The organism is Rhodococcus sp. 077-4 (assembly GCF_047782425.1).
Classification (GTDB): Bacteria; Actinomycetota; Actinomycetes; order Mycobacteriales; family Mycobacteriaceae; genus Rhodococcoides.
On the sequence record NZ_JAJPWC010000001.1, the window covers coordinates 1117923 to 1142301 of the forward strand.

Below are 24379 nucleotides of genomic sequence, written 5' to 3' on the forward strand. Positions count from 1 at the left end.
ACAGCTACTTCGAATCCACGAGCACGAACTCTGCGCGGCCGGAACTCACGCCGTTGATCTGGAGCTCGATGGCGTGCGGGCCGGGGTAGTACTTGCGCGTGGTCAGCGCCCGAAAGGAATGCTGCCGACCGACGTCGATGCTTTCACCGGGCGCGATCGTTTTCGTCGTCAGCTTGAACGTCTTCCCCGTCACCCCGCCGTTGGCTTTGGTGTGGTGAACGATGTAGTCGATCGCGAGCTTGGCGGGTTCGGTGCCGACATTGCGGATCGAAGCCTCGAAGCGCAGGCTCTCCCCGATCCGCAGTTCCGCGATTTCGACGGAAGGTCCTGTCACCTCCAGGTCGGCCGGAGCGAACCCCAGCAGGGCGAGTGCGTCGCGGTGTCCGTTCTTGATCACCGTCCGAAGTGCATGTCGCACAAGCTGGTCGGTGTTGGCGTCCGGACTTTCGAGCCACCGGGACGCGGTGGATACCACCAAGTCCGGGACGTCTCGGCTGAAGTCGTTGAGGTGGTTCGCGACAGAACGCCGAACGTAGTCACTGTCGTCCCGGTAGAGCTCGTCCAGAATCGGGACCGTGACGCCTGGCCGCAAAAGAATCTCGGGGACTCGCACCGACCACGGCAGGTATGGGCGAGTGCCTTCCGATGCCAGACGACGCACATGTGCGTCCGAGGATCGCGTCCATTCCAGCGCAATTGCGAGCGACCGATCCAGATCGGCTCGCAAAAAAGTGCGAATGGCGAACTCCGAGGTGAGTCGGCCGGTGAGTTCGGCGAGAAGCGTCAACCCGTCGTCGAATGCGGCATCGGTCTGCTCGTCGACGGCCTTCATGGCGACGGCGCTCGTGACGGGCCAGATCGACCAGCCTTGCAAGTCCGGATCCTCGGCAGCGAGTCGGATGATGCGGGCGAACTCCGCGTAGTTGCCGGGCAGTCCCGAGAGAAGGGCATCGCGTAACAGATCGGCGCGCACCCGTAGCGCGAGCGGGCCCAATTGATCTGCCGCCCCTCGCAGTACCGACAGATCAGCGTTCGGTGCGGCGGTGTGCATGGTCCGAAACAGCGTGCGCGCTGCGTCCGGGCCGATGAGTTCGTCGGCGAAAGGCATGAGAGCTTCTTACCCGAGATCGAGCAGCAGTGGAATTGTCGGAGCTGAGGTGGACAGACACTGCGTGGACGATCGGGCGGTACAGTCCGTCGCTATGCCCGACCTTGCGAAGCTCACCGACCGGTCGTGGTCGTGGTCGGTGGCGTTTTGGTGCACGGTTCCGGTGTCGTTGTACGGCTCGCTGTTCGCCATGACCGGCGAGTGGCGATGGACATTCGCCGCGACAGCGGTGGCTGTGGTTGCCCTCGTCCTGTGGGCGAAGCGCTATCGCGAGATATCGATGGATCGAACCCGGCAGATCTGGCGTTGGACGTCCGTCGTAGTGCTTGTCGTCTGCGCCTTCGGCTTGTCGGTCGTTGTGGGGACAGAACTGCTGGGAGACAAGAGCAGTCGTGTCGGCGACTCCTCCGATCCCCGGAGGGTCGCATGCGGGTCCGTGTTGAAACCGAGGCCGACCGACATGCTCACCGCTGAATTTCCGGAGAACTTCCCGGTCGAGGCGCGTGGGCAACTGGGTCCGATATCGAAAGACAGCTTGGCGAAGCGGTGTTCCGATCGACTCGACACGTCGTCGAATTTCGGTGTAGCGACTGCTGTGGGCGCGGCGCAACTTGCCGTGCGTGCGGCGGTACACATCAGGCGGCGACGCGCCCCAGCTGCTCTCGTTTCGACACCGTTGTCCTGATCAGCGAGCGACCGTTGCCCGTCGGGCCAGCATTGCCACTCCGGTTAGCAGGACCAGCACGATGGCCGCGAGTCCCGTCATGGCCGTGGTTGCCGACATTTCCAGGGTGGCGACTCCGATGCCGAGGGCAGGGATACCCAGGCCCAGGTAGGAGATGAGGAACAGTCCGGCGAGGGCCTCACTGCGCTGAGCCGGTGCCGCCATGGCGGTAACTGCTCCGACTGCAGCCTTGAAGAGCACGCCTGCGCCGATTCCGGCGATCACTCCGCCGATCAGGAACATCGGCAGACTAAGCGCGTGCATTCCGGTCACCAACGTGATCAGACCGACGGCCTCGGCCGAGATTCCCAGTGCGAGTTTCGCTGTGCTCGTCATGCGGCTGGTCAGCGTTTGAGCCAACGCTGCGGTTCCGAAGACCGCGAATACGGTGGCACCACTGAGTAGCCGTGACGGGTGGTCGAGGGTTCCTGCGACGAATCCCGGTGCCACCGAAGTGAATACACCGAACACGGAGAACGACGCGAAGCCTGCGGCGGCAGTGGCGAAATAACCGGCGCGATCACCGTGGTCGGCGTCGATGCGTTGAGGACGGTACGCGGGCCGCACCGGGAGTTCGGCCACCGTCTCGGGAACGAGGGCGACGCCGATGACGGCGACCACGAGCAATACTGCGAACACTGCGTACGGGGTGTGCAGGGGAGCGCTGACCCACTGCGCCAGGATTCCGGCGACGAGTGGACCGACTCCCAACCCACCGATGTTCGCTGCGGTGGAGACCTTCTCGAAACGTTGGCCCGACGCTTCGGGGCGGTGCTTCGTGTGCAGCTCGTGCAGATACGCCGTCGCCGTAGCGGTGAGCACGCCGACTCCGAGGCCGGTGATGAAGCGCGCCACCAACAGAACCGGCAAAGCGGTGCCGGAGAGGAACATGATCGCTGCCACCAATTCGAGCAACAGCGCCGTGATCAGAACTTTCTTGCGCCCGACCCAGTCCGAGACATGGCCGGCCAGAATCAAACTCACGATGACGCCGACGGCGTAGACGGCGAACACGACCGTCACCATGAAGGTCGAGAAGCCGTCCCGCTCTTGGTAGAGCGGGTACAGGGGACTCGGCACGGTGGAGAACGCCATGGCAGTCAGGAACGCGGCTGCGACGACCCAGAATCCGACGCCGTGTCGACGCGCGGAGCTGGAATCAGGTGCGTTCAGTGGGTGAAGGAGTGTCTGGGTGGCGATGGACATGTGGTGCTCCCGATGTCTGTGTGCGATCGTTCGGTTCTCACTTTCCTCCGCATCGACCATCGCGTCCAACGAAGAAAACAGCTCGCAACCATCTGCATATGCGATGATCGATCGATGGAGCTCAGACACCTCGAGTACTTCGTCGCAGTGAGCGAGGAGCAGAACTTCACCCGCGCGGCCGCTCGTCTGCACATCGTGCAGTCGGCGGTCTCGGCCGCGATCAAATCGCTCGAACGTGAGCTCGGCGCCTCGCTGCTGGATCGCAACTCGAAACGGGTACTACTCACAGAGGCGGGGAGCGCGCTGCTCCCGCGTGCCCGCGCAGTGCTCGATGCAGCGCGTGACGCTCGCGATGTGGTCGACGAGGTTCGCGGGGGTCTGCGCGGCACCCTGCGGATCGGCACGCTGACCTCCATCGGCTTGATCGATCTTCCGGGCCTGCTCGGGGAGTATCACCGTAGGTTCCCGCACGTTCAATTGTTCACCGGCGCAGCAGCATCGGGGACGCAGGGTCTGGTGGAGTCGGTCGCCGACGGCCGTCTCGATCTCGCGTTCGTTTCCGATCCGGGCAGCCACCCGGTTGGAGTCGACGTGCGCGAGCTCGCCTCGTCCGTGTTGGACCTCGCCCTTCCCCTCGATCACGCATTGGCAGGACGAAAATCGTTGACGCTGGCAGACATCGCCGAGTTCGACTTCATCGACTCGCCGGTGGGCTTCGGCAACCGTGCGGTGGCGGACCGCGCTTTCGCCGCGGCGGGTCTGCGGCGCAGGGTGGCTATCGAGATCACCGACATCTCCACCGGTGCCGATTATGTGCGCAACGGGCTCGGCATTGCGCTCCTGCCCAGTTTCGTCCTGTCCGGCACCGACGGTGTGCGCGTGAAGACCATCATGGACGCCGACCTGAGGTGGCCCCTCGCCGTCGCCACCCCGACAGCTCGGACTCCCAGTGCCGCGGTCAGGGCCCTGCTGAGTGTGATCGACGAATATCTCGTCTGAGCTGCGGTGATCGGGAAGGTTCCACCGTCCCCGGACGTTGAACAGGAGTAATGAATGATTTTCTGGCTACCCCGACACGACTGTGGACGCCTTCTCGCGTCCTGATCACGCGATCCGCCTCCGAGCTTCCTCACACCGCGGAAATTCTCCGGCGGTGCGAAGCCGCCGGAGTGACCGAGATCGACGTTTTGCCAGGGGACCGCTTGACCGGCCTGCGTGGTGAGACCGAGCGAGAAACTTACGCGCGAGCCAAGACGACGATGGCAGTGGTGGTAGCGCCACCGAGCGTGCTGAAGCCGCAACCGATTCCGCCGAGTGCGGATTGGCGAATCGACTTGGCGAAGGGATGCCCGGCGCACTGTCAGTACTGCTATCTGGCGGGGTCGCTGTCCGGGCCACCGATCACTCGGGTGTTCGCCAATCTCGACGACGTCTTGGCCGGTATCGGTACCCACGCTGGCCGCGGCACCATCACCTCGGGAACCGAGGAGCGCGGACACGAGGGCACCACCTTCGAACTCTCCTGCTACACCGATCCTTTGGGCATCGAGCATGTGACTGGATCGCTCGCCGAGGCCGTGCGCAGGGTCGGCTCAGGCACCTACGGCGACGGTGTGTCGCTACGTTTCACCACCAAGTTCGACGACGTGACCGAATTGGTAACGCTCGATCACCGGCGTCGCACCCGAGTTCGCTTGTCGGTCAACGCCGATGACATCGCCCATCGATTCGAGGGCGGGACCGCGCGGATGCCTGCACGAATCCAGGCGCTACGACAGTTGGCGCTGGCCGGATATCGAGTGGGGCTGACCATCGCTCCGATCATGCCGATCCCGCAGTGGCGTGAACAGTACGGTCGATTGCTCTCCAATGTCGCGGGCGCATTGCGTGACGTTCCCGATCTGGACCTGACTGCCGAGATCATCACCCATCGGTTCACCCCGTCCAGCAAGGACGTGCTGTTGAGTTGGTACCCGGGGACGAAACTCGAGATGGACGAAGGTTCCCGTACGGCGAAGCGAAACAAATTCGGCGGCGTGAAGTACGTCTATCCGAAGGACGTCATGTCGGAGATGCGGACGTGGTTCGCCGAAGAACTCGAGTCCGTTCTGCCCGACGCGCAGCTTCTGTACTGGACGTGAAAAAACCCGGCCTACACCGTCGTGCGGTGGAGGCCGGGCTGCGAAAGCTAAAGAGTTACTTCATCTTTCCGAACGTGGCGTCGATCTCTGCCATTTCCATCTCGGCGGTCTGCTGAATCAGTTCCATCAGGTCCGTGTCCAGGCCGGGAGCAAACTCTTCCAGCCGTTCCGGTGAGATTTCCATCGGAGCGCCGGCGGGGGCCTGCTCGCTCGCATCGAGATTCGTGCCGTCCTTCGACGGGGACATGCCCTGGAAGATGCGGCCGGCCTCGGATGCACCGGTCAGGTCGAAGCTGTACTGCTTGCTCTGCAGCCCGAGTTCGACGAGCTTTTGGACCTCGGGGAACTTCTCGGCGTTGGTCTTGGGAATCGGCAGCGTCTTCTTCCAGTCGACGCCCAGTGTCTCGAGGGCTTTCGCGTAACCGTTCTCGTGGGCCTGGTCTCGCACGATCAGGTACGAAATGGTCGATCGCGCAGCCTTGTTGGCGGTCATCTCGTACATGCGGCACTTCTGCAGGCGACCGGTCGACTCGAGCATGAGGTTGTACATCAGGTCGAGGACCAGGTTGCCGGAGTTGTAGACGTAGCTTCCGCTCCAGGGATTGCCGACCGAATCCACCGGCAGTGCGCCTTGCGCGCCCACGAGGTAGTGGTGGATATTGCCCTGCGACAGAGCGAGATTCAACGGAGTCGCTCCGCCCGCGCCGGGTGTGTCGAGAGGGTCGCTCAGCTTGCCCTGATACTCCGGCGAGCCGTCGAGCAGCCGCGAGATGGTGGTGCCGATGAGCTCGACGTGGCTGATCTCCTCGGTGCCGATGCCTTGGATCAGGTCGCGGTACGGCTTGGCGGCTGCACCGCGAAAGTTCATGGCCTGGAACAGGTATTGCATCATGGTGCGCATCTCGCCGAACTGTCCTCCGAGCCCTTCCTGAAGGGCATTGGCGGCGGCGGGATCGGGCTCGTCGGTGGCAATGTCGTGGATGAGTGACTGAACGTGCAGGTACATAAGAACCTCCGAGATTGCGACCAGCGAAGTTGCTGCCCTCATGGAGTGGGTGCCCCGTATGTCTGTATCCGAATCCTGGGCCCCCTCTGCACGGCCGGCGAACAGGCATTCCACCCCTTGTCTCGGGCTTGCATAAAGGGTTCGCCCAAGCCTGCGGATGCGAGTTTTCGATTGAAAGTGAAGCGACCGGTGATTAACTGCGTGCGGCGAGGTCAGTACCTACGACCCCAACCGACTCCAGGAGTGACATGGCAATTCTGACGTTCAACATGATCGTTTCTCTCGACGGCTATGTCGAGGATTCTGCAGGCAGTCTCGACTACGCCATGCCCGACGAGGAGACGCATCGCTTCTTCAATCGTCAGACCGAGGAGACTGCGGCCTTCCTGTTCGGGCGTCGAATGTACGAGGCCATGGAGGATTACTGGACGGCCCCGGAACGAGCGGACGGCGACGACATCGAGGCAGAGTTCGCGCGACTGTACGTGGACACGCCGCGCATCGTCTTCTCCGACACTCTGGACTCCGTTGCCGATGGATGTCGGTTGGTGCGCAGTGCCGACGCCGTCGCCGAAGTGCAGCGCCTCAAACGGGAGACCGAGGGAACCATTGCCGTGGCCGGTGCCGCTCTGGCGGAGTCGCTGGTCGACGAGATCGATCAGTTCGAGGTCATCCTCCTACCGACCATCCTCGGCGGGGGCAAGCCGTATTTTCCGGTCGGTCACCACCTCGACCTGACGCTCGCCGAGCAGAAGGTGTTTGCCGCGTCGGGATGGATGTACCTGCGCTACAACGTCTCTCGCTGAGACCGGACGGGTGTTCGGCGTGCAGAGCACAATGAACGGATGGCTTCAGGGAAAACTCGCAACTGGTGGACGCTTCCCGCGCACCGGTTGTGGCTCGACACCGAGGCGTCTCGACTCCTCCGATTCGGAACCACCCTCGACCATCCCGCCGGTGGTGCCGCGTGGCTGGACGATCGCGGAAACCCCGACCTCGATCATCCGGCCCACACGTACATCACCGCTCGGATGGCGCACGTGCACTTTCTCGCGTCCCTGAACGGGCGACCGGGATCCCGCAGGAAGGCCGATCGCGTCTTCGGCGGACTGCTGTCGACACTGCGGGATGCCCGGAACGGTGGATGGTTCGAGTCCAGCGCCGACGCGTCCTCGCCCGAGGCAGTCAAATCGGCCTATACGCATGCTTTCGTGGTGCTTGCAGCGGCGGCTGCCACCGCGGTGGGTCACCCCCAGGGCCGAGAGCTTCTCGATGAGGCACTCGATACTGTCGACGCCCGATTCTGGGACGAACGGTATGGAATGTGCTGCGATACATGGACTGTGGACTGGACCGAGCTCGACCCGTATCGCGGCATCAACGCCAACATGCACATGGTCGAAGCAATGCTGGCCGCCGCCGACGCCGGTGCGCCCGAGATCTGGCGCGAACGCGCACTGCGCATCTGCGACAACGTATGTCGATGGGCGGCGGCCAACGAGTGGCGCGTCCCGGAGCACTTCACCGACGAGTGGATCCCGCAACTCGAGTACAACCGTGACGACGTCACGAACCAATTCAAGCCCTACGGTGCCACCGTCGGCCACGGATTCGAGTGGGCACGACTACTCGTGCAGGCCGAACCTTTCACCGACGGTCCGCGCGACAACGACTTCGTCGACGCAGCCGCGTCCCTGTATCACCGTGCGGCGCTTGATGGATGGCAACCCGGCCCGACGCCCGGCTTCGTCTACACCACCGACTGGACAGGGAAGCCGGTCGTCACCAATCGTCTGCACTGGGTGCTGTGCGAAGCAATTGCTGCTGCCGCAACTCTGGGCCGTCACACCGGAGAAGATCGGTACGGTAGCGACTATCGCGAATGGTGGGACGTGGCTGATGCGTACTTCATCGACCGCGTCGACGGCTCCTGGCACCACGAACTCGATGTCGACAACGTTCCGGCAGCGACGGTGTGGAGCGGCAAGCCCGATCTCTACCACGCCGTACAAGCGGACATGGATCAGCCGATATGCGACGGGCTCGAGCATGGTGGCGGCGCTGCAGACCGATGTGCACTGACACGCACGGTCCAAGAATGCATCACCTGTAAATCTTCCGTTCAGGTGCCGCTGTGTGCGCTCTATACCCTGGCGAGACATCACACCTCGAAGGGCAGACCATGGAGCTCAGGCATCTGACGGCGTTCATTGCCCTCTCCGAGGAACTGCATTTCGGACGCGCCGCCGCGCGCCTGCACCTGACTCAACCGTCGCTCAGCGCCCAATTGCAGAAGCTCGAGAAGTCACTGGGAGTGACGTTGGTCGCCCGGACTTCCCATGAGGTGACGCTGACCCGTGCGGGGCGGGAATTCGAGAGTCAGGCGCGCCTCATTGTTCGGCAGATGGAGACGGCAGCGAAGGTCACCAGGGCAATCGCGATCGGCGAAGAACGTTCGCTCAACGTCGGGTACAACCTGCCTGCGAGCCGGCACCTGCTACCGGAAGCACTTGCTCGGATGAGCCGTGACCACTCCGATGTCGTGGTGTCGTTGTGGGAGAAACGAACCGGCCCTCAGCTGGCGGCTCTGAGCGACGGCACCCTCGATGTCGCGTTCGTGTACGGCCGACCCGGCTCGCCGGAGTTTCGCTACCGCCGGGTGCTTCAGGGGGTACCGCTCGTCGCCGTGGTCGGTCGGGCGCACAGCTGGGCGGGCCGGACTGGAGTTCCGTTCGCGGAGTTGGCAAGTCAATCCTGCGTCATGTTCGACCGGGAGCAGTGCCCGGCGATGTACGACTCCCTCTTCGCGGCCGCCGCAGACAATCGCATCGGCCTGCACGTTGCCCAGACTGCCGATGATCCGGGTGCGACGGCGCACGTGGTATCGGTGAAACCATTGGTCGGCTTCGCGTCGTGGTCCCGGGCGACCTCGGCGGGCATGGGAGCCGTCGGAGCCGACACCGTGGCCGTCAAGCTGTTCGACCCCGTTCCGAGAATCGACCTGTATCTGGTCTGGCGAGGCAACGAGTCCAACCCAGCAGTCGATGCCTTCGTGCGCTGCATCGAACCGGCGTGATCACTTCAGCCCTGACCGCACGAACGCGTCGACGATGTGGCGCTGCAGCACGACATAGAGCAGGAACACCGGTAGGCACGCCATTCCTGCGACAGCCATCATCGGCCCCCAGTCGGTGCCTTCGGTACCCATGAAACTACGCAAACCCAATTGCAGTACTGCGTTGCTTCGCTGCAATACCACTGCGGGCCAGAAGTATTCGTTCCAAGAGTTGATGAACAGCAGGATCGACAGGGCGGCGAGGGCGGGCCGGAGGTTGGGGACCACCACCGTCCAGAGGATCGACCACGACGAACGCCCGTCCATCTGCGCTGCCGAGATCAGCTCTTTCGGGAAGCCTGCCATGTGTTGCCGAAGCAGCAGCACCGCCAACGCGGAGCAGAGCGTGGGTACGACGACGCCTGCGAGGGTGTTGATCAGTCCCAACTGGTACAGCAGAACGTAGTTCGGCAACATCGTCACCTGGAACGGGACCAGCCACGTACCGACGAACGCGAGGTACAGCAACTTCTGAAACCTGAACGTGTACATCGCGAAGGCGTACGACGCCAGCAGGGCAATCAGCAACTGTGCCGTCGACGACACGAGCGCGACTGCGAATGTGTTGCCCAACAGCCCGAACAAGTCCACCTTGTTCGCTGCGTCGGAATAGTTGGTGAGGGAGAGAGGCCACGGCACCGGAGCCAGGGAGTAGACGTCCTCGGGTCGGCGTAACGAGGTTGCGAACAACCAGTAAATCGGGAACGCACACGCCAGAGCGGTGATGGCCAGCACCAGGTGTCCGCGGAGGCGAGAAGTGTCAATCGTCATGGAACGCAATCCTTTCCGAAAGCCAGACGAGTCCACCGGCAATCGCCCCGAATCCGAGGAACAGTACGATTCCCGCGGCGGCGCTCAGGCCGGCGTCGAACGTACGAAAGCCGTAGTCCCACAGCAGGTAGTAGATGTTCGTCGTCGATCGAGAGGGACCGCCCTGGGTCAGGGTGTCGATGAGCGGGAAAGTCCACTGCGCACTGAGCAGCACGGTCATCAGGGCGAGGAACACCAACGTCGGTGAGAGCAACGGCAGTACGATCCACCGATCGATCTGCCACTTCGACGCGCCGTCCATCTCCGCGGCCTCCTGATAGGAGTTGTCCACCCCGGCCATTCCAGCGGACACCACAAGCACCGCGAAGCCGAGAAAATGCCACCCGGTGATCACGATGATCACGAACTGCGCAGTGTCCGCGTCCTGGATCCAGTTGCGATCGGATCCGATCATTCGATTGACGATGCCGGCACCGGGATCGAGCAGCCACTGCCAGACGGCTGCACCGGCGACGGGTGCGATGAGAAACGGCGCGAAGACGATGCTCTGGTACACCACTCGGGCGCGTCCGTTCACACTGCGCGTGGCGAACGCGATGACCACCGGTAGGACTATGGAGAACGGAAGCAGCCCGACGATCAGAATCGCTGTGCGCCAGAGTGAGTCTCCCACTGCCGGCAGCTCGAGCAGCCTCCGATAGTTGTCGGCACCGACCGGGACCATCGGTGTGGTCGGCAGGAGATTCCACGAATACGTCGACAGCTCCGCCGCCTGCACCAGCGGCCGATACGTCCACGCGATCAACAGTGCGACGGCAGGCGTCAGATACAGGTACGGCTGCGCCGCCCGCGTCGCCCGTCGCCATCGGCCGGGCGTCGCCGACTGCTCGATTCTCGGCGCGACCACGATCTCGCGCGGTCGGTCCTCCACGGTGACGAACACACCCGTCACCCGGCCCGGCGCGAGAGATCCGCCAGCTTGGCCAGCACAGACTGCCTGGACTCGTCGTAGACCACCGCGGCAGGCGTCGCGTCGACCGCGGTTGCGGCGAAGCCGGATTCGAGGAGATCGACCCGACTGAAGCCGAAGCCGGTGAGGCCTCGGTGCCGATCGAGCGGGGGAGCGGTATCGACGCGATACGACATCGCAGGCCCGACCCACACCGGAACGCCACCGATGGACCCCGCCCCGGTGTGGTGCGCGTGGCCGCACAGGACCATCCGCACATCGGATCCCGCGATCGTTTCGGCAAGGTCGTCGGGGTTCTGCAACCGCAGGTAGTCGACCGTCGTCACCGGCGACGAGATCGGTGGATGGTGCAACACCAGGATCGTCCCGCGCCGAGACGGCGTCGCCAATCGATCTGCGAGCCAACGCAGTTGGTGCTGCTCTATCCGGCCGTCGTGCCGGCCCGGGGTGGAGCTGTCGAGGACGACGATGCGTACGCCGTCGACGACGTGCACCGAGTCCCACGTGCGATGCGGATCCGGCATGTCGCCTTCGTCGAGCAACTCGCGACCGAACGCTGCCCGTTCGTCGTGATTGCCCATCGCGTAGATGATTGCAGCGCCCAACGATTCGGCCACAGGTTCGACCGCGTCGCGCAGACGGCGGTATGCGGCCGGGTCACCGTCGTCCGCCAGATCACCGGAGAACACCAACGCGTCGACGCGCTGACCGGAGGCCACGAGCAGGTCGAGCACCGACCTCAGATTCGCAAAGGTGTCGACCCTTCCATGCACCAGTTCCCCCTCGGCACGTAGGTGCGTGTCGGTCAGCTGCACCAGTGTGAAGCTCCCGGAACCTGGTCGTTCCGCAGGCTCTACTCCTGCCTCATTGGGTCGTTCCGCGGGCTCCACTCCTGCCGCGGTCATGATGCGGGGAGAAGCGTCGTCGCCTGCTCACGGGCGGCCGTCAATGTCGAAGCCGGATCTGCTCCCTGGTAGACGATCGATTCGACGGCGTCCATCATGCCGTCCCGAATCTGCAGATAATCGTTGCCGGGCATCGATACCCACGGCTCCATCGTCTCCAGCTGCGTCAGGTTGGGCTCGATCAACGGGCTGGATTCGGCCCAGTCCTTCAACCCGTCGGGATCGTCGACGAGGCCGGTACGCAGGGGCAGGTAGCCGATCCCCTTCGAGATCGCGGTGTAGGACTCCTCGCTGGTCAGGAACTCGATCAGCTCCCACGAGGCACGCTGCTTCGCGGGGTCGGAGGCGAAGGTGAACAGCGATGCCCCGGAGTTGGTCGGTACGACGGGCTTGGAGTCGAACGACGGCATCGTGGTGGCGCGCAGATCCCACTTGTCCTTCGCGCCCTTGATGAACGTGCCTTGAATTGCGCTGGATTCCAGGATCATTCCCATGTCGCCACGGGCAAAGGCCTCGTATCCCTGCTGCTGGCTGAGCTTGGGGGTGGCTCCGGAGTCGACGAGGGAGCGCGCCATCGTGGTCGCTTCGATGACGGGTTCTTCGTCGAACTCGAGCGTCGACCGATCGTCGGAGATCACCCGGCCGCCGTTGGATCGAACGAGGCTCTGGAAGCACCAGTCCTTTGCGGACTTCGTGAGGCAGTCCAGGTACACCCCACCCTTGCCGGTCTTCGCCGCGATGGCCGACGCTGCGGACGCCACCTCGTCCCAGGTGGTGGGCGGAGTCGCCGGATCGAGGCCGGCCTGCTCGAACAGTGTTGCGTTGTAATAGAAAACGGGAGTGGAGAAGACGAACGGCACTCCGTAGGTTTGGCCGTTCCAATCGGCGAGTACTCGCGCCGTGGGAGCGTAAGGGTGGCGTGCGCCGTCGAAATTGCGCTGCACCTCGTCCTTGCCGACGAGGTCGTCGAGCGACTTCGCTCCCAACTGGTTGATGGTGAAGTCGAGGTCGCTGAAGCCGAGCTGCGCTACGTCCGGCGCAGCTCCGGCCACCATCTGGCTCTGGATGCTCGACACCGTGTCGGTGGCGGGATTGGGGCTGTTGCCCTGCGGCTTCTGCGCGGTGACATCGATGTTCGGATGCTGCTTCTCGAACTCGGCGATCAGGGTGTCGAAGGTGTCCGTCCACGCACCGGCAAGTCCGTAGTTGTAGCTCTCGAAGACGATCGACACCGGTTGATCCGGTGCGAGTTCGGGAATCGGAGTCGATCCTGCCGCCGAGGTAGAGGCACTGGTGCTTCCCAGCCCTCCGCATGCGGTCAACAGCAGAGCGCTCACGACGAGCGCTCCCGATCCTGTGAGAGTGCGTTTCACTGTCGGGTCTCCATTCGATGACGAGGGATGGTCGGTCAGGCGACGAACAGGGGTGTGCCGGTTCGGGCGGGTGTGTTCTCGGGCGTCCACATCAGGCGTCGACCACTGTCGCGGTCGAACAGATGCACGTCCTCTGGGCGGACGGATACCGCGACCGGGGCACCCGGCTCGGTGTTGGATGGGCGAGGCGCTCTGATACACAACGGGTTCGAGCCTGCGCGGATGTGGATCAGCTCTTCGCTGCCGAGGTTCTCGACAGTGGTGACGACTGCCTCCACATGAGCGTGTGTGTCGACGACCTGCATCTTCTCCGGCCGAATGCCCACGACGATCGGGTGTTCGGGATGCGAGTCGGCCTCGATCCCGAGAGGAATGTTCACGCCGGGCGCGACAGCATGGAGTTCGCCCCGACTTTCGGTGACGGTGGCGTCGAACAGGTTCATCGGCGGGGCACCGAGGAATCCGGCCACGAAGGTCGATCGGGGGGTGTCGTAGAGCTCGGCCGGTGTGCCGACCTGCTCGATGCGGCCGTTGTCCATCAGAGCAATTCGGGTCGCCATGGTCATGGCCTCGACCTGATCGTGCGTGACGTAGACGAAGGTAGCGCCGATCCGCCGGTGGAGTTCGATCAGCTCGGTGCGTGTGGCGCTGCGGAGCTTCGCGTCGAGGTTGGACAAGGGCTCGTCCATCAGGAAGGCACCCGGATCTCGAACCATGGCTCTTGCCAGCGCAACTCGTTGCCGCTGCCCACCCGAGAGTTCGGCTGGTCTTCGTCCCAGCAACTCGCTCAGGTCGAGCGTTGCCGCGACCGCGGCCACCGAGTCCGCGATGGCCGTGCGGGAAAACCTCCGTGATCGAAGCGGAAAACCGATGTTCTTGGCGACGGTCAGGTGCGGATAGAGCGCGTAACTCTGAAACACCATCGCAAGATCGCGGCTACGCGGAGGAGCGGCGGTGATGTCGTTGCCGTCGAGAAGAATTCGGCCGCTCGACGGCTGGATCAGGCCGGCCACCAAACGCAGCAGGGTCGACTTTCCGCAACCGCTCGGTCCGAGAAGAACCAGGAACTCGCCGTCGGCGATATCGAGATCCACATCCTCGATCGCCTGTGTGTTGCCGTACATCTTGGACACGGACTCGAGCTGTATGCGGCCCACCGCAACCCCTCACCTGGTGCTGTCGAATCGATGGGGCTATGCCAACACCCGGTGGTGTATCGGGGGTGAACGAAGTGGGCAGAATGAGGCTCACCTGTCGGTCGGTAGCGACGATGAGCTGGAACGATAGGTTCTCGCACTCGGCCGATCGTCAGCTCGGAAGCACAAAAACCTTCCGCTGGGTCTGTATTGTCGATCCGTGCCCGAAGGTAGAAGATACGACGCCATCATCGACGTATCGGTGATCGTCACGGTCGTGGCGCTCGGTGTGGTGGCGGCCGGGTTGCTGCATTCACCGGAAAATGCGGTGTCCACCGAAGAGGCCGCGGTCGACAGTGACTACTCCATCGTGTCCGAGCCGATCGAGTATCCGGTGGACATCCCGGGCTGCTCGGAGGTCGAGCCGCCCCCGTCCGGTGAGAGCGAACTGTTCATGACGTCGTCCATCGGGGGTGACACCCCGTCGTACGACAACCCTGCCTATCCCTGGCTCACCTCGGGTAAAGCCGGTGCCATGTCAGCTGCAGTGCTTGCCGCTTTGCCCAGCGATGTCACCGTTGAGCTGGCCGCCCCATCCCAGTCGCTGACCTTTCAACCTGTAGACGACCTCGGCGCCGACATGCCGGAGGGCTTCGAGCCCAGCACCAGCGCGACGGGAACATTGGCTCGGGCCGGCTCTTCTGCCTACGCAAGCGTCGACGTCCGACCGTCGGACACCGGTATCCCCACCTGTGTTGCGGGCGCTCTCGATGCGCGAATCACCGTGCCCGACGGCACCGTCGTCGACACCAACGACAGTTGGTACGAGTACGGCGGTAACCGATCGCACTTCCGCACGGCCACCGCCTATCACCCGGACGGGACGCAGGTGACTGCCACTCTCACCGACACCGATTCGGCCGAATTCCCGCTGGAGACATCAGAATTGGCTCTCATTGCCGCACGGCCAGAGCTGCGAGTCACGGTTCCTGCTCCGGCCGACACTCCTGCTCCACGGCAGGATTGCTCCGTCTCTTCGGGCGGCATGTTGTCTGACGAGGACGGAACCGTCGCCGAGATTCGGGCCGAGTCCGTCGAGTCGGCGAACGACGCGTTGACGGAAACGTGGGAGTCGCTCCCTTCCGCTCCGCCGCTGGATAGACCGATCGGGTCCCTTGTTCCGGGCTATTACGGTTCCGGGGTGTGCACCGATCTCGAGGTGGTCGGTACCGATATCGGATTGTCCATTTCCGTGTCGGGAGGAGCGGCGCTGCCGGTTGCGAGAGACCCGTACGATCCGGAGAACGCGTACGGGCCCGTCGTCCAATTCCGCACGCTCCCCGACGGTTCTGTGGTCGAGAGCTACGACGCCGATGTCGTGAACAGCATGACATCCGAAGATGGCACCACACAGCTCACGCGTTCGGTGATGGTGACACGACCGACCGGGGTGCAGGTATCGGTGCGCTCCACGGTCGACCTCGATCGCACGCAGTACGCACCGCTGGTTCTGCCGGACCCGTTGCCTTTCGATATTCTCGACGCCGTGGCACAGGCTTCGATTGCGCAGTGGCCGTGAAGGATTCGACCACGCGCAATGTCCGCGCAGCAGCTGCGGTGCTGGTTGCAGTGGCGTCCATCATCGCCGCAGTCGTCGTGGTATCGAAGCAGGACGTTCCCGTCGAACGGCCGTCCGACAGCGAAGCGATGACACCGACATTCTCGGAGGCCACCACGACCGAGGTACCACCCGGACCCGTCCTCGAGCCCACCTGGCAGATCGATGCCGAAACCGTCTACGGGAGGCAGTTCGCCGCATTCCGTTCTCCCGCAGCAGATCTTGCCTACGATTCGAGCGTCGCGGGGGTGATCGACGGCGGTGATGTTCTGGTCAGCGCTATCGGACTGCCCAATCCGCGTTCCTACTCGGTGGATGCGATCGAGTTCGTCGCGATCGATGCCGACGACGGCAGTGTGCGATGGAAGAAGTCGCCCGGTTCAGTCGACGAATGCGCGAGTGTTCCCGTTCGGGGCGAGATCGTCTGTCTGGATTCGTATTCCGACGTCCCGTCCATCGTGAGGATCGGAGTGGGCGACGGGGAGGCACGGAGAACGCCGATGCCCGAAGCGTGGTTCGCGTACGCCGTCGAGAGCGATGGCTCGTCCGTTTTCGTGCTCGAGGGCAACCCGGAGGACGGTGAATCTGTGTTGCACGGGGGTTCCATCGATGCCCTCGACCGGATGTGGTCGCGTCCGATCACGTCGTTTGCGGGCTGGGATGGCGTGGAGGGCCCGCTGATTCACGTGTCCGACGGTCGCGGTCTCGTCACCCTCGGCGGCGAGGCCACGTTCTTCGATCCACGAACCGGCACTCCGCTCGAGGGGCTCGAATTGTTGCCCGACGCAACCGCGGTCGCGGAGAACGGTGCGGAGGTGTGGGAGCTACGAGACCCGTATGCCACCGAGACTTCCGTCGGCGGCACCGTCTATTCGTTCGAGGAGGACGCGCTCGTGGCCACCACGGAATCGAACGACGTGCGCTGGCGGTGGCCCTTGCCCGAGAGGTCGGACGGTTTCACGGAATCGGGTTCGATCGCCGAGACCGCTTCGGGGGTGTTCTTTCTCGGAACCGATTCGATGGTCCGTCTCGAATCGGTCCCGGGTTGAGCTCGCTCGGTTCCACCCCGCGACCGTTCTAGGACCGACGTGGAGTGCGCTCACCGGTGTTCGGGTCCACGTCGAACAGTTGGTCGGTGTTGTCGGGGGCGTAGACCACGGTGTTCGATTCGCGGGCACGTCGCTTGGCACCCTCGCGAACGGCCAGGAAGCCGCCTGCAAACAGCACGATGACAGCGATGGCCGCGACGATTGCCCAACCCTCGAAGCCGCCTGCAAGTGCCGCGATGAGACCACCCGCCGCGGCGATCCCGGCGAAGATCATGACGACAGCCAGCATGTTCAGGGTTGCTCGCGCCCAGCTTTTCTCGGTAGGCCTTTGCTCGACCATGGGGTATTCCTTTCGATCAGTTCACGCCGCGAATACCCGAAAGTCGGCCGAATATGCCCCTGTGTCCCGCCGCACACGGCGGGCAGGCGCTACTGCGCCTTGCGGGCCCGGTACGCGGCAACGGCCGCTCGGTTGCCGCAGGTGGTGCTGCAGAATCGGCGAGACCGGTTGCGTGACAGGTCGAGAACCAACCCTTTGCAGTCGGGATCGGCGCAGACGTCGAAGCGGGAGAGTTCGTCGGCTCGGATGACGTCGATCATGGCCATCGCGGTTTCGACCACGATGCGCGTTGCGAGCGGACTGTCGTCGGCGACGGCGTGGATGTGCCAGTCGAGTTCATCGTGGCGAACCAGTCGTGGCAGTGCCGAGGACTCGGCGAGTAGACGGTTCACCTCGATCACGGCGTCGTCGCGGGTGCTGGTGAGCAGCGTGCGCAGGGTCGGCCGCAGTGCCCGAACGGCGTCGAGCTCGGCGTCGTCGCCGTCGAAGCGCCCGGAGTAGCCCTGGCCGGTGAAGAACTCGGCCAACTCCTCGCGGGCGGTCATGGTGTCCGGATCTTCACCGGAATTGACCAATGCCACGGCCGCCAGGAGTGACAGCTCGGTGTCATGAGCGAAAAGCATGTTGACACCTTACCAGGCTGCCCTCTACTGTCACATGTCATGACGGCTGATACTCATGACGCGCAGGTGGATCTTGCGGCTACTCGCGACGCCGCAGCGCGCTCGCGTCGACTGTCGGGGCTCGGGTTCGCGCTGCTCTCGGCCGCGTCGTTCGGGCTCTCCGGCTCGCTGGCCACGGGATTGCTCGACGCCGGTTGGACGGCCGGGGCCGCCGTGACCGCGCGCATTCTGCTCGCCGCGGCGGTGTTGCTGATTCCGTCGCTCCTTGCGTTGCGCGGGCGGTGGAGCCTGCTGGCGAAGAACTGGAAGCTGATTGCCGCGTACGGAGCGTTCGCGGTGGCGGGCTGCCAGCTCGCGTTCTTCAACGCCGTCGGACGCATGGAAGTGGGAGTGGCGCTGCTCATCGAGTTCACCTCGCCCGTGGCCGTCATCGGATGGATGTGGTTTCGTCACCAGCAACGTCCGGGCCGCCTGACCCTGGTGGGTGCACTGCTGGCCGCGATGGGTCTCGTGCTGGTACTCGACCTGATCTCCGGGGCAGACGTCGACACCGTCGGCGTGCTGTGGGCTCTCGGGGCCATGGCCGGTGCTGCGGTCTACTGGGTGCTCTCGGCCGACGAGAGCAACGGACTTCCGCCGATCGTGCTCGCCGGCGGCGGGCTACTCGCGGGCGGGTTGATCCTGCTGGTCGCCGGACTCGTGGGAATCGTCCCGTTCGCCGCCCCGTTGACCGACGTCACCTTCGTCGACGCCGTCGTGCCGTGGTGGGTTCCGATCATCGGTCTCGGAGTCGTCACCGCCGCACTGGCCTACGTCCTCGGAATCGCCGCGGGCCGACGCCTCGGGTCGCGGTTGGCGTCGTTCATGGGCTTGATGGAAGTCGTTGCCGCACTTGTGTTCGCGTGGCTGTTGCTCGGGCAGGCTCCGGCACCGATCCAATTGGCCGGTGGCGCACTGATTCTGCTCGGCGTGATCGTCGTCAAATCCGGCGAGCGCTCCACCGCGGACGCCCCAGTGGAGCCGCTGCAGAGCAGAGCCTGACAACTGGTCAGTCGTCGACGCGCCCGAACACCACGGCGGCCAGGATGGTGTGGGCGCTGGCGATCACGGATTCGAGAGGTTCGCGCTCGGTGGACAGCAGCCATTGTTGAGCAATGGTGAGAACCGCGCCCACCAATCCCATGGCCAATGTTCGACGGTTCGGCCCGGCCAGGCCGCGGCTGGACCCGACGGTCTCGGCTATCTGTAGCACCGTCGCGGAGAACGAGGTGGTGGTCTTGCGGTACAGCGCGTCCACGGTGGGGGAGACGCCGAGAATCTCGACGAAGGCGATCCGAGCAGACTTGGGCTGCTCGGCAACGAAGGTGAAGAACCCTGTCAGGGCTCCTCGCAGCACCTGTTCGCTGGAGTCGGTCTCGGCGGCCGCTCCGGCGAGGATGTTCTCGCGCATCGCGTCGGTGGCTCGGGCGTACGTGGCCATCAGCAAGTCCTCGCTGTTGGTGAAGGACTCGTAGAAGTAGCGCTTGGTGAGCCCGGCCTCGCTGCAGACCTTCTCCACGGTTGCCGTCCGGTAGCCGGTGGTGCCGAAGACTTCGACGGCGGCATCGAGCAGTCGGGTTCGACGCTCCTGCTGCCGCTGCTGCTGGGGAGCGCCCCGGTAGGTGCGGCCGACTTCACTGTGATGGGTAGTCACACACAGATCTTGACACCGCTCGGTATCAGATGCAAAGTGTTCGCAGACAAGCATTCCGATCGAGGGGGAGTACATGGCGGCGTCGACGCTACGGAACAAGGTCGTTCTGATCACCGGAGCAGCACGGGGAATCGGTGCCGAGACGGCTCGGGCGCTGGCGGGCCGCGGTGCACGGCTGGTTCTCGTCGACGTCGACGAGGCCCCGCTGCGAGAGTTAGCGACGCAGCTGAAGGCCGAGGCGTTCGTCGCCGACGTCCGAAGTCTGGACGACATGCAGCGCGCCGTCGACGGCGGTATCGCGGCCTACGGAGGTATCGACCTGGTGCTCGCCAACGCCGGGATCGCGAGCTACGGATCGATCATGCAGGTGGACCCGGCCACGTTCCAGCGGGTCATGGACATCAACGTCATGGGCGTGTTCAACACCGTCCGCGCCGCGTTGCCGTCGCTCATCGAACGCAACGGCTACATCCTCGTCGTCTCGTCGTTGGCAGCATTCACCCCGTGCCCCGGCCTGGCGGCATACAACGCCAGCAAGGCCGCAGCAGAACACTTCGCGAATGCGCTGCGGCTGGAAGTGAACTACCGAGGAGTCGACGTCGGCTCGGCCCACATGGCCTGGATCGACACACCGATGGTGCAGGACGCCAAATCCGATCTCACGGCATTCCAGGATCTGCTGGCGGTGCTGCCCGGCCCGCTCGGCAAGACGATGACCGTCGAGCAGTGCGTCGACGCGTTCGTCGACGGCCTGGCCAAGCGCAAGCGTCGCGTGTACGTACCGCGCTGGGTGGGTGCGGCGTCCTGGTTCAAGGCCGTCATCACCTCGCGCGTCGGTGATCGAAGCATGCTCGAGCACGTGCCGACCATCCTGCCCAAGATGGACGAAGAAGTAGCTCGCCTCGGTAGGTCCGAGAGCGCTCGCAACAAGACCAGCTGACCCCCACCGGAGGAATCGTTGACATGACTGCCGTACTGACTACTCCCGAGGTCGATGTACTCATCATCGGGGCCGGCCTGTCCGGAATCGGAGCCGCGCGTCACCTCGGGCACGATCTGCCGGGAAAGACGTACACCATTCTGGAGAGCCGCGGTGCCATCGGTGGCACGTGGGATCTGTTCCGCTACCCCGGTATTCGCTCCGATTCCGACATGTACACGCTCGGGTACAGCTTCAAGCCGTGGATGGGGGAGAAGTCCATCGCAGACGGCACCGACATCCGCAACTACATCGTCGAAACTGCCCGAGAAGCAGGTGTGGACAAGCACATTCGGTACCACCACAAGGTCGTTGCCCTCGAATGGTCCAGCGAACAGCAGTTCTGGACGGTCACGGCGCAGCGCAGCGATACGAACGAGACAGTCACGATCACCGCGTCGTTCGTGTTCTCGTGCAGCGGTTACTACGACTACGACAAGGGCTTCAGCCCGGAGTTCGCCGGTCAGGAGAATTTCGGGGGGCAGGTGATCCACCCGCAGCACTGGCCCGAGGATCTGGACTACTCCGGCAAGAAGATCGTCGTGATCGGTAGTGGTGCAACAGCAATCACGTTGGCGCCCAACCTGGCCCAGGACGCCGAGCATGTGACTCTGCTGCAGCGCTCGCCCAGTTACATTCTGTCCCTGCCGTCGAAGGACCCGATCGCGCAGACCCTGCGGAAGCGACTACCGAAGAAGCTGGCGTACAGCGTGACTCGGCTCAAGAATGTGTCGATGGCGATGTTGATCTACACCTTGAGCCAGAAGTACCCGGAATTCATGAAGAAGCGGATCCGGACGATGCAGGAGGGATGGCTGCCGAAGGGATACGACCTCGACACCCACTTCACCCCGTCCTACAACCCGTGGGACCAGCGGCTGTGCCTGGTACCCGACAACGATCTGTTCCGTTCGATTCGCAAGGACGAAGTTTCGATCGTCACCGATCACATCGACAGCTTCACCGAGACGGGCTTGAAGCTGAAGTCCGGCAAGCACCTCGACGCCGATATCGTGGTCACTGCAACGGGATTGAACCTCAGCGCGTTGGGCGGTGCCACCTTCCGTGTCGACGGCGAAGACGTGGATCTGCCCAGCACCATGGCGTACAAGGGCATGATGCTCACCGGCATCCCCAACTTCGCCTTCGTGGTCGGATACACCAATGCGTCGTGGACACTCAAGGCCGACATGGTCTCGAACTACGTCATGCGATTGCTTGCCCACATGGACCGGAACGGGTACAGCACCGTCGAGCTCGAACGCGATCCGTCCGTGGACGAAGAACCGTTCCTCGACTTCGCAGCCGGCTACGTGCTCCGGGCCGTCGACAACTTCCCGAGGCAGGGCAGCGAAACTCCATGGAAGCTACGGATGAACTACTTCCGTGACCTGCCCGTTCTGCGGTACGGCAAGCTGGTGGACAAGGCGATGAAGTTCGGCCGCCCCCGATCGAAGGTTGCAGTCGGATCCTGACGGGAATAGATCCGATCGTGGATCGTTTGTTCCGGACATGAAAATTGGAATCATCGGTAGTGGACTGATCGGCGGCACCCTCGTCCGTCGTTGGGCAGCGCTCGGTCACGAGATTCGGTTCTCGAATTCTCGCGACCCGGAGACCCTGGCAGATCTGGCTGCAGAAACCGGGGCGACGGCCGTGTGGGCGGCCGACGCGGCGGCCGACGCGGACCTGGTGGTGCTGAGCATTCCGCAGAAGAACGTTCCCGATCTGGCCCCGGGCATCGCCGGCGCTCGCAAGCCCGGAGCCCCGATCATCGAGACCAACAACTACTACCCGCAGCAGCGCGACGGGTTGATCGAGGACATCGAGGGTGGGACGCCCGAAAGTGTGTGGGTGTCCCAGCAGCTCGGTGAGCCGGTGATCAAGGCGTTCAACGGTATTTGGTACAAGCACCTGCTCGAGAAGGGTGTGCCGGCCGGAACCGAGGGGCGAATTGCCCTACCCATCGCCGGCGACGACGACGACTCGAAGAAGCTGGTGTTCTCGGTGATCGACGAGCTCGGATTCGACCCGGTCGACGGCGGAACACTCGCCGAGTCCTGGCGTCAGCAACCGGGAACGCCCGTGTACGGCAAGGACTTCGGAGTCGACGACACGGTGAAGGCATTGGGTGAGGCGACGGCTGCACGCACCGCGGAGTGGAAGGCCTGAGCCGACCGCTGGTTCCACCCGACGCGGCAGCTACCTGGCGCGGCCTTCGCGGAGCGTGCGCTCCGCGAGGTCGCGTAGCGGTCCGGTCAGATTCGAATCCCCGACGCGGCACGAGTGCTCGCCCACCGACACGCTCCAGACGAAGGTGTCCCGGGCGTCCGACTCGGCAGCTTCGGCGGCTTGCTGATCGGCGAGGTACGGGCGCGCGGCCTCGACCAACGACTGCCATTCCGGCTCGTCGGTCTCGACGACTCCACGTTTGGACATCCCGGCGATGCCACCGGTTCGCAGTACCTCGATGCGCAGGCTCATCTGCCCTCGATCACACCCGATCGTCGCTCGGCTTCCGTGTTGACTGAACTCCCACGGTAGACCAACCTGTGGCCACGGCCCTGGCAACGTCGGAGTCGGCACCGAATCGTTTTGCCGCCGCGGCGAGCGTCGCGGCCGAGAATCCGGCGAAATCGACCGTCGGTGCCAGTCCGCCGACGGTCATCGTGTCGAACCACACCCGCCCGATGCGATCCCACGCCGGACCACCCAATGTGGTTGCCGCAACGGCGAAGGCGCGGTTGGGGATTCCCGAATTGATGTGCACGCCGCCGTCGTCCTCCGTGGTGACCACGAAATCGTCCATGCTCGCCGGCTGCGGGTCCTTGCCCAGAACGTCGTCGTCGTATGCAGTGCCGGGCTCGAGCAGTGAGCGCAATGCCTTGCCCTGGACCGCAGGCAGGAACAGGCCTTCGCCGATCAGCCACGACGCATCCTCGGCGTTCTGCTTCGCTGTGTACTGCTCGACCAACGCGCCGAAGACGTCGGAGATCGACTCGTTCAGCGCCCCGGCCTGATCCTTGTATTCGAGCGGGGTGGTGTACTGCGTGAACCCGTGTGCGAGCTCGTGCGCAACGACGCCGAGCGAGACGGTGAACCGACCGAACACTTCGCCGTCACCGTCGCCGAACACCATGCGCGAGCCGTCCCAGAACGCATTGTCGTAGTCCTGGCCGTAGTGAACCGTCGCGTCGAGGGGCAGGCCGCTGCCGTCGAGACTCGAGTAGCCGTAGACCTCGTCGAAGAACGCATACGTGGCCCCGAGGCCGTCGTACGCCTCATCTGTCGCGGCATCGCCGGTGGGATCCTCACCCTCGGCCCGCACCTGCTGACCGGGCAGATCGCGAGTGGACTTGGCATCGGAAATCGTGCGCTCGAGCGTGCCACCGGTGCGCGGGGCGATGGCGGTACGCGCCTGCACCACTTCGCGTCCGGCACGCATCTCACGATCGGCGAGCAGTGTGGCGCGAGCACCAGGACCCTGCAGCCGCTCGAGCAGAAACGGTGGAACTACAGAATGGAACGTCATACGCGGTGACCCCCTAGGTCCGTGGCATGTGCGGTGATGCATCCCAGTGTGCCCGAGGGCACCGACAATTCTCGTTCGGTAGCGGAGAGC

25 protein-coding genes are annotated in these 24379 nt (G+C 64.0%); 12 read left to right on the forward strand and 13 right to left on the reverse strand.

Features of this window, described 5'->3' with window-relative positions:
- Positions 1-4: 4 nt before the first annotated feature.
- Positions 5-1108: a DNA alkylation repair protein gene (locus tag ACNEOT_RS05420; protein ID WP_415972751.1), complete on the reverse strand. Its 1104-nt coding sequence runs from the start codon at positions 1106-1108 to the stop codon at positions 5-7.
- A 94-nt stretch (positions 1109-1202) separates the two neighbouring features.
- On the opposite strand from ACNEOT_RS05420, the gene ACNEOT_RS05425 reads away from it, so the two are divergent.
- Complete coding sequence (locus ACNEOT_RS05425; protein ID WP_415972753.1) at positions 1203-1793, forward strand: hypothetical protein; 591 nt, start codon at positions 1203-1205, stop codon at positions 1791-1793.
- On the opposite strand, the gene ACNEOT_RS05430 is transcribed toward ACNEOT_RS05425, so the two are convergent.
- Positions 1794-3038, reverse strand: a complete 1245-nt coding sequence (locus ACNEOT_RS05430) for an MFS transporter (protein WP_415972754.1) — start codon at positions 3036-3038, stop codon at positions 1794-1796.
- Between the two features lie 114 nt (positions 3039-3152).
- Between ACNEOT_RS05430 and ACNEOT_RS05435 the strand changes: the two genes are divergently transcribed.
- Together ACNEOT_RS05435 and ACNEOT_RS05440 are read left to right on the forward strand one after the other, a co-directional pair.
- A complete protein-coding gene (locus ACNEOT_RS05435; protein WP_415972755.1) occupies positions 3153-4037 on the forward strand; it encodes a LysR family transcriptional regulator in 885 nt (294 codons plus the stop codon).
- Positions 4038-4087: 50 nt separating this feature from the next.
- Positions 4088-5179 (forward strand): spore photoproduct lyase family protein, encoded by a 1092-nt coding sequence (locus ACNEOT_RS05440; RefSeq protein WP_415972757.1) that lies wholly within the window; start codon positions 4088-4090, stop codon positions 5177-5179.
- A gap of 55 nt (positions 5180-5234) precedes the next feature.
- On the opposite strand, the gene ACNEOT_RS05445 is transcribed toward ACNEOT_RS05440, so the two are convergent.
- Complete coding sequence (locus ACNEOT_RS05445) at positions 5235-6227, reverse strand: manganese catalase family protein (protein WP_415972759.1); 993 nt, start codon at positions 6225-6227, stop codon at positions 5235-5237.
- Positions 6228-6433: 206 nt separating this feature from the next.
- Between ACNEOT_RS05445 and ACNEOT_RS05450 the strand changes: the two genes are divergently transcribed.
- The 3 genes from ACNEOT_RS05450 to ACNEOT_RS05460 are packed head-to-tail and all read left to right on the forward strand — an operon-like array spanning position 6434 to position 9261.
- Positions 6434-6991 carry a dihydrofolate reductase family protein gene (locus ACNEOT_RS05450; RefSeq protein WP_415972761.1) on the forward strand — a complete coding sequence of 186 codons (558 nt, stop codon included), beginning with the start codon at positions 6434-6436 and terminating at the stop codon, positions 6989-6991.
- 39 nt (positions 6992-7030) lie between these two features.
- Positions 7031-8386, forward strand: a complete 1356-nt coding sequence (locus tag ACNEOT_RS05455; protein ID WP_415972763.1) for an AGE family epimerase/isomerase — start codon at positions 7031-7033, stop codon at positions 8384-8386.
- Entirely contained in the window at positions 8368-9261 is an 894-nt protein-coding gene (locus ACNEOT_RS05460; protein ID WP_415972765.1) for a LysR family transcriptional regulator, read from the forward strand. The genes ACNEOT_RS05455 and ACNEOT_RS05460 overlap by 19 nt, the downstream gene beginning before the upstream one ends.
- On the opposite strand, the gene ACNEOT_RS05465 is transcribed toward ACNEOT_RS05460, so the two are convergent.
- The 5 genes from ACNEOT_RS05465 to ACNEOT_RS05485 form a co-directional block, all read right to left on the reverse strand.
- The gene (locus ACNEOT_RS05465) at positions 9262-10071 is read right to left on the reverse strand and encodes a carbohydrate ABC transporter permease (RefSeq protein WP_415972767.1); all 810 of its coding nucleotides are present in this window, start codon (positions 10069-10071) and stop codon (positions 9262-9264) included.
- Entirely contained in the window at positions 10061-10963 is a 903-nt protein-coding gene (locus ACNEOT_RS05470) for a carbohydrate ABC transporter permease (RefSeq protein ID WP_415973662.1), read from the reverse strand. The genes ACNEOT_RS05465 and ACNEOT_RS05470 overlap by 11 nt, the downstream gene beginning before the upstream one ends.
- Positions 10964-11019: 56 nt before the next feature.
- Entirely contained in the window at positions 11020-11856 is an 837-nt protein-coding gene (locus tag ACNEOT_RS05475) for a metallophosphoesterase (protein WP_415972768.1), read from the reverse strand.
- Between the two features lie 86 nt (positions 11857-11942).
- Positions 11943-13319 (reverse strand): ABC transporter substrate-binding protein, encoded by a 1377-nt coding sequence (locus tag ACNEOT_RS05480; RefSeq protein WP_415972770.1) that lies wholly within the window; start codon positions 13317-13319, stop codon positions 11943-11945.
- A 35-nt stretch (positions 13320-13354) separates the two neighbouring features.
- Positions 13355-14476: an ABC transporter ATP-binding protein gene (locus ACNEOT_RS05485; protein WP_415972771.1), complete on the reverse strand. Its 1122-nt coding sequence runs from the start codon at positions 14474-14476 to the stop codon at positions 13355-13357.
- A 199-nt stretch (positions 14477-14675) separates the two neighbouring features.
- Between ACNEOT_RS05485 and ACNEOT_RS05490 the strand changes: the two genes are divergently transcribed.
- Positions 14676-16034, forward strand: a complete 1359-nt coding sequence (locus ACNEOT_RS05490) for a hypothetical protein (RefSeq protein WP_415972772.1) — start codon at positions 14676-14678, stop codon at positions 16032-16034.
- The gene (locus ACNEOT_RS05495) at positions 16025-17122 is read left to right on the forward strand and encodes a hypothetical protein (protein WP_415972774.1); all 1098 of its coding nucleotides are present in this window, start codon (positions 16025-16027) and stop codon (positions 17120-17122) included. The genes ACNEOT_RS05490 and ACNEOT_RS05495 overlap by 10 nt, the downstream gene beginning before the upstream one ends.
- A 28-nt stretch (positions 17123-17150) precedes the next feature.
- On the opposite strand, the gene ACNEOT_RS05500 is transcribed toward ACNEOT_RS05495, so the two are convergent.
- Complete coding sequence (locus ACNEOT_RS05500) at positions 17151-17462, reverse strand: hypothetical protein (RefSeq protein WP_415972776.1); 312 nt, start codon at positions 17460-17462, stop codon at positions 17151-17153.
- Positions 17463-17551: 89 nt separating this feature from the next.
- Positions 17552-18085 (reverse strand): CGNR zinc finger domain-containing protein, encoded by a 534-nt coding sequence (locus ACNEOT_RS05505; RefSeq protein WP_415972777.1) that lies wholly within the window; start codon positions 18083-18085, stop codon positions 17552-17554.
- 39 nt (positions 18086-18124) lie between these two features.
- Between ACNEOT_RS05505 and ACNEOT_RS05510 the strand changes: the two genes are divergently transcribed.
- The gene (locus ACNEOT_RS05510; RefSeq protein ID WP_415972779.1) at positions 18125-19126 is read left to right on the forward strand and encodes an EamA family transporter; all 1002 of its coding nucleotides are present in this window, start codon (positions 18125-18127) and stop codon (positions 19124-19126) included.
- A 7-nt stretch (positions 19127-19133) separates the two neighbouring features.
- On the opposite strand, the gene ACNEOT_RS05515 is transcribed toward ACNEOT_RS05510, so the two are convergent.
- The gene (locus ACNEOT_RS05515) at positions 19134-19778 is read right to left on the reverse strand and encodes a TetR/AcrR family transcriptional regulator (RefSeq protein ID WP_415972781.1); all 645 of its coding nucleotides are present in this window, start codon (positions 19776-19778) and stop codon (positions 19134-19136) included.
- A 73-nt stretch (positions 19779-19851) separates the two neighbouring features.
- On the opposite strand from ACNEOT_RS05515, the gene ACNEOT_RS05520 reads away from it, so the two are divergent.
- The 3 genes from ACNEOT_RS05520 to ACNEOT_RS05530 are packed head-to-tail and all read left to right on the forward strand — an operon-like array spanning position 19852 to position 22929.
- Entirely contained in the window at positions 19852-20718 is an 867-nt protein-coding gene (locus ACNEOT_RS05520; protein WP_415972782.1) for an SDR family oxidoreductase, read from the forward strand.
- A 23-nt stretch (positions 20719-20741) separates the two neighbouring features.
- Positions 20742-22232 carry a flavin-containing monooxygenase gene (locus ACNEOT_RS05525; protein ID WP_415972784.1) on the forward strand — a complete coding sequence of 497 codons (1491 nt, stop codon included), beginning with the start codon at positions 20742-20744 and terminating at the stop codon, positions 22230-22232.
- A complete protein-coding gene (locus tag ACNEOT_RS05530; RefSeq protein WP_415972786.1) occupies positions 22216-22929 on the forward strand; it encodes an NADPH-dependent F420 reductase in 714 nt (237 codons plus the stop codon). Before ACNEOT_RS05525 ends, ACNEOT_RS05530 begins: the two co-directional genes overlap by 17 nt.
- A 30-nt stretch (positions 22930-22959) precedes the next feature.
- On the opposite strand, the gene ACNEOT_RS05535 is transcribed toward ACNEOT_RS05530, so the two are convergent.
- On the reverse strand, positions 22960-23241 hold the full coding sequence (locus tag ACNEOT_RS05535) for a protealysin inhibitor emfourin (protein ID WP_415972788.1): 282 nt from the start codon (positions 23239-23241) through the stop codon (positions 22960-22962).
- A gap of 10 nt (positions 23242-23251) precedes the next feature.
- Positions 23252-24289: a M4 family metallopeptidase gene (locus ACNEOT_RS05540; RefSeq protein WP_415972790.1), complete on the reverse strand. Its 1038-nt coding sequence runs from the start codon at positions 24287-24289 to the stop codon at positions 23252-23254.
- Positions 24290-24379: the final 90 nt, after the last annotated feature.

Coding starts and splice junctions, on each gene's coding strand:
- ACNEOT_RS05500 (WP_415972776.1), bottom strand. CDS start 17,462: ATGGTCGAGCAAAGGCCTACCGAGAAAAGCTGGGCGCGAGCAACCCTG.
- ACNEOT_RS05465 (WP_415972767.1), bottom strand. CDS start 10,071: ATGACGATTGACACTTCTCGCCTCCGCGGACACCTGGTGCTGGCCATC.
- ACNEOT_RS05455 (WP_415972763.1), top strand. CDS start 7,031: ATGGCTTCAGGGAAAACTCGCAACTGGTGGACGCTTCCCGCGCACCGG.
- ACNEOT_RS05525 (WP_415972784.1), top strand. CDS start 20,742: ATGACTGCCGTACTGACTACTCCCGAGGTCGATGTACTCATCATCGGG.
- ACNEOT_RS05425 (WP_415972753.1), top strand. CDS start 1,203: ATGCCCGACCTTGCGAAGCTCACCGACCGGTCGTGGTCGTGGTCGGTG.
- ACNEOT_RS05450 (WP_415972761.1), top strand. CDS start 6,434: ATGGCAATTCTGACGTTCAACATGATCGTTTCTCTCGACGGCTATGTC.
- ACNEOT_RS05430 (WP_415972754.1), bottom strand. CDS start 3,038: ATGTCCATCGCCACCCAGACACTCCTTCACCCACTGAACGCACCTGAT.
- ACNEOT_RS05540 (WP_415972790.1), bottom strand. CDS start 24,289: ATGACGTTCCATTCTGTAGTTCCACCGTTTCTGCTCGAGCGGCTGCAG.
- ACNEOT_RS05535 (WP_415972788.1), bottom strand. CDS start 23,241: ATGAGCCTGCGCATCGAGGTACTGCGAACCGGTGGCATCGCCGGGATG.
- ACNEOT_RS05420 (WP_415972751.1), bottom strand. CDS start 1,108: ATGCCTTTCGCCGACGAACTCATCGGCCCGGACGCAGCGCGCACGCTG.
- ACNEOT_RS05460 (WP_415972765.1), top strand. CDS start 8,368: ATGGAGCTCAGGCATCTGACGGCGTTCATTGCCCTCTCCGAGGAACTG.
- ACNEOT_RS05445 (WP_415972759.1), bottom strand. CDS start 6,227: ATGAGGGCAGCAACTTCGCTGGTCGCAATCTCGGAGGTTCTTATGTAC.
- ACNEOT_RS05435 (WP_415972755.1), top strand. CDS start 3,153: ATGGAGCTCAGACACCTCGAGTACTTCGTCGCAGTGAGCGAGGAGCAG.
- ACNEOT_RS05440 (WP_415972757.1), top strand. CDS start 4,088: ATGAATGATTTTCTGGCTACCCCGACACGACTGTGGACGCCTTCTCGC.
- ACNEOT_RS05510 (WP_415972779.1), top strand. CDS start 18,125: ATGACGGCTGATACTCATGACGCGCAGGTGGATCTTGCGGCTACTCGC.
- ACNEOT_RS05505 (WP_415972777.1), bottom strand. CDS start 18,085: ATGCTTTTCGCTCATGACACCGAGCTGTCACTCCTGGCGGCCGTGGCA.
- ACNEOT_RS05520 (WP_415972782.1), top strand. CDS start 19,852: ATGGCGGCGTCGACGCTACGGAACAAGGTCGTTCTGATCACCGGAGCA.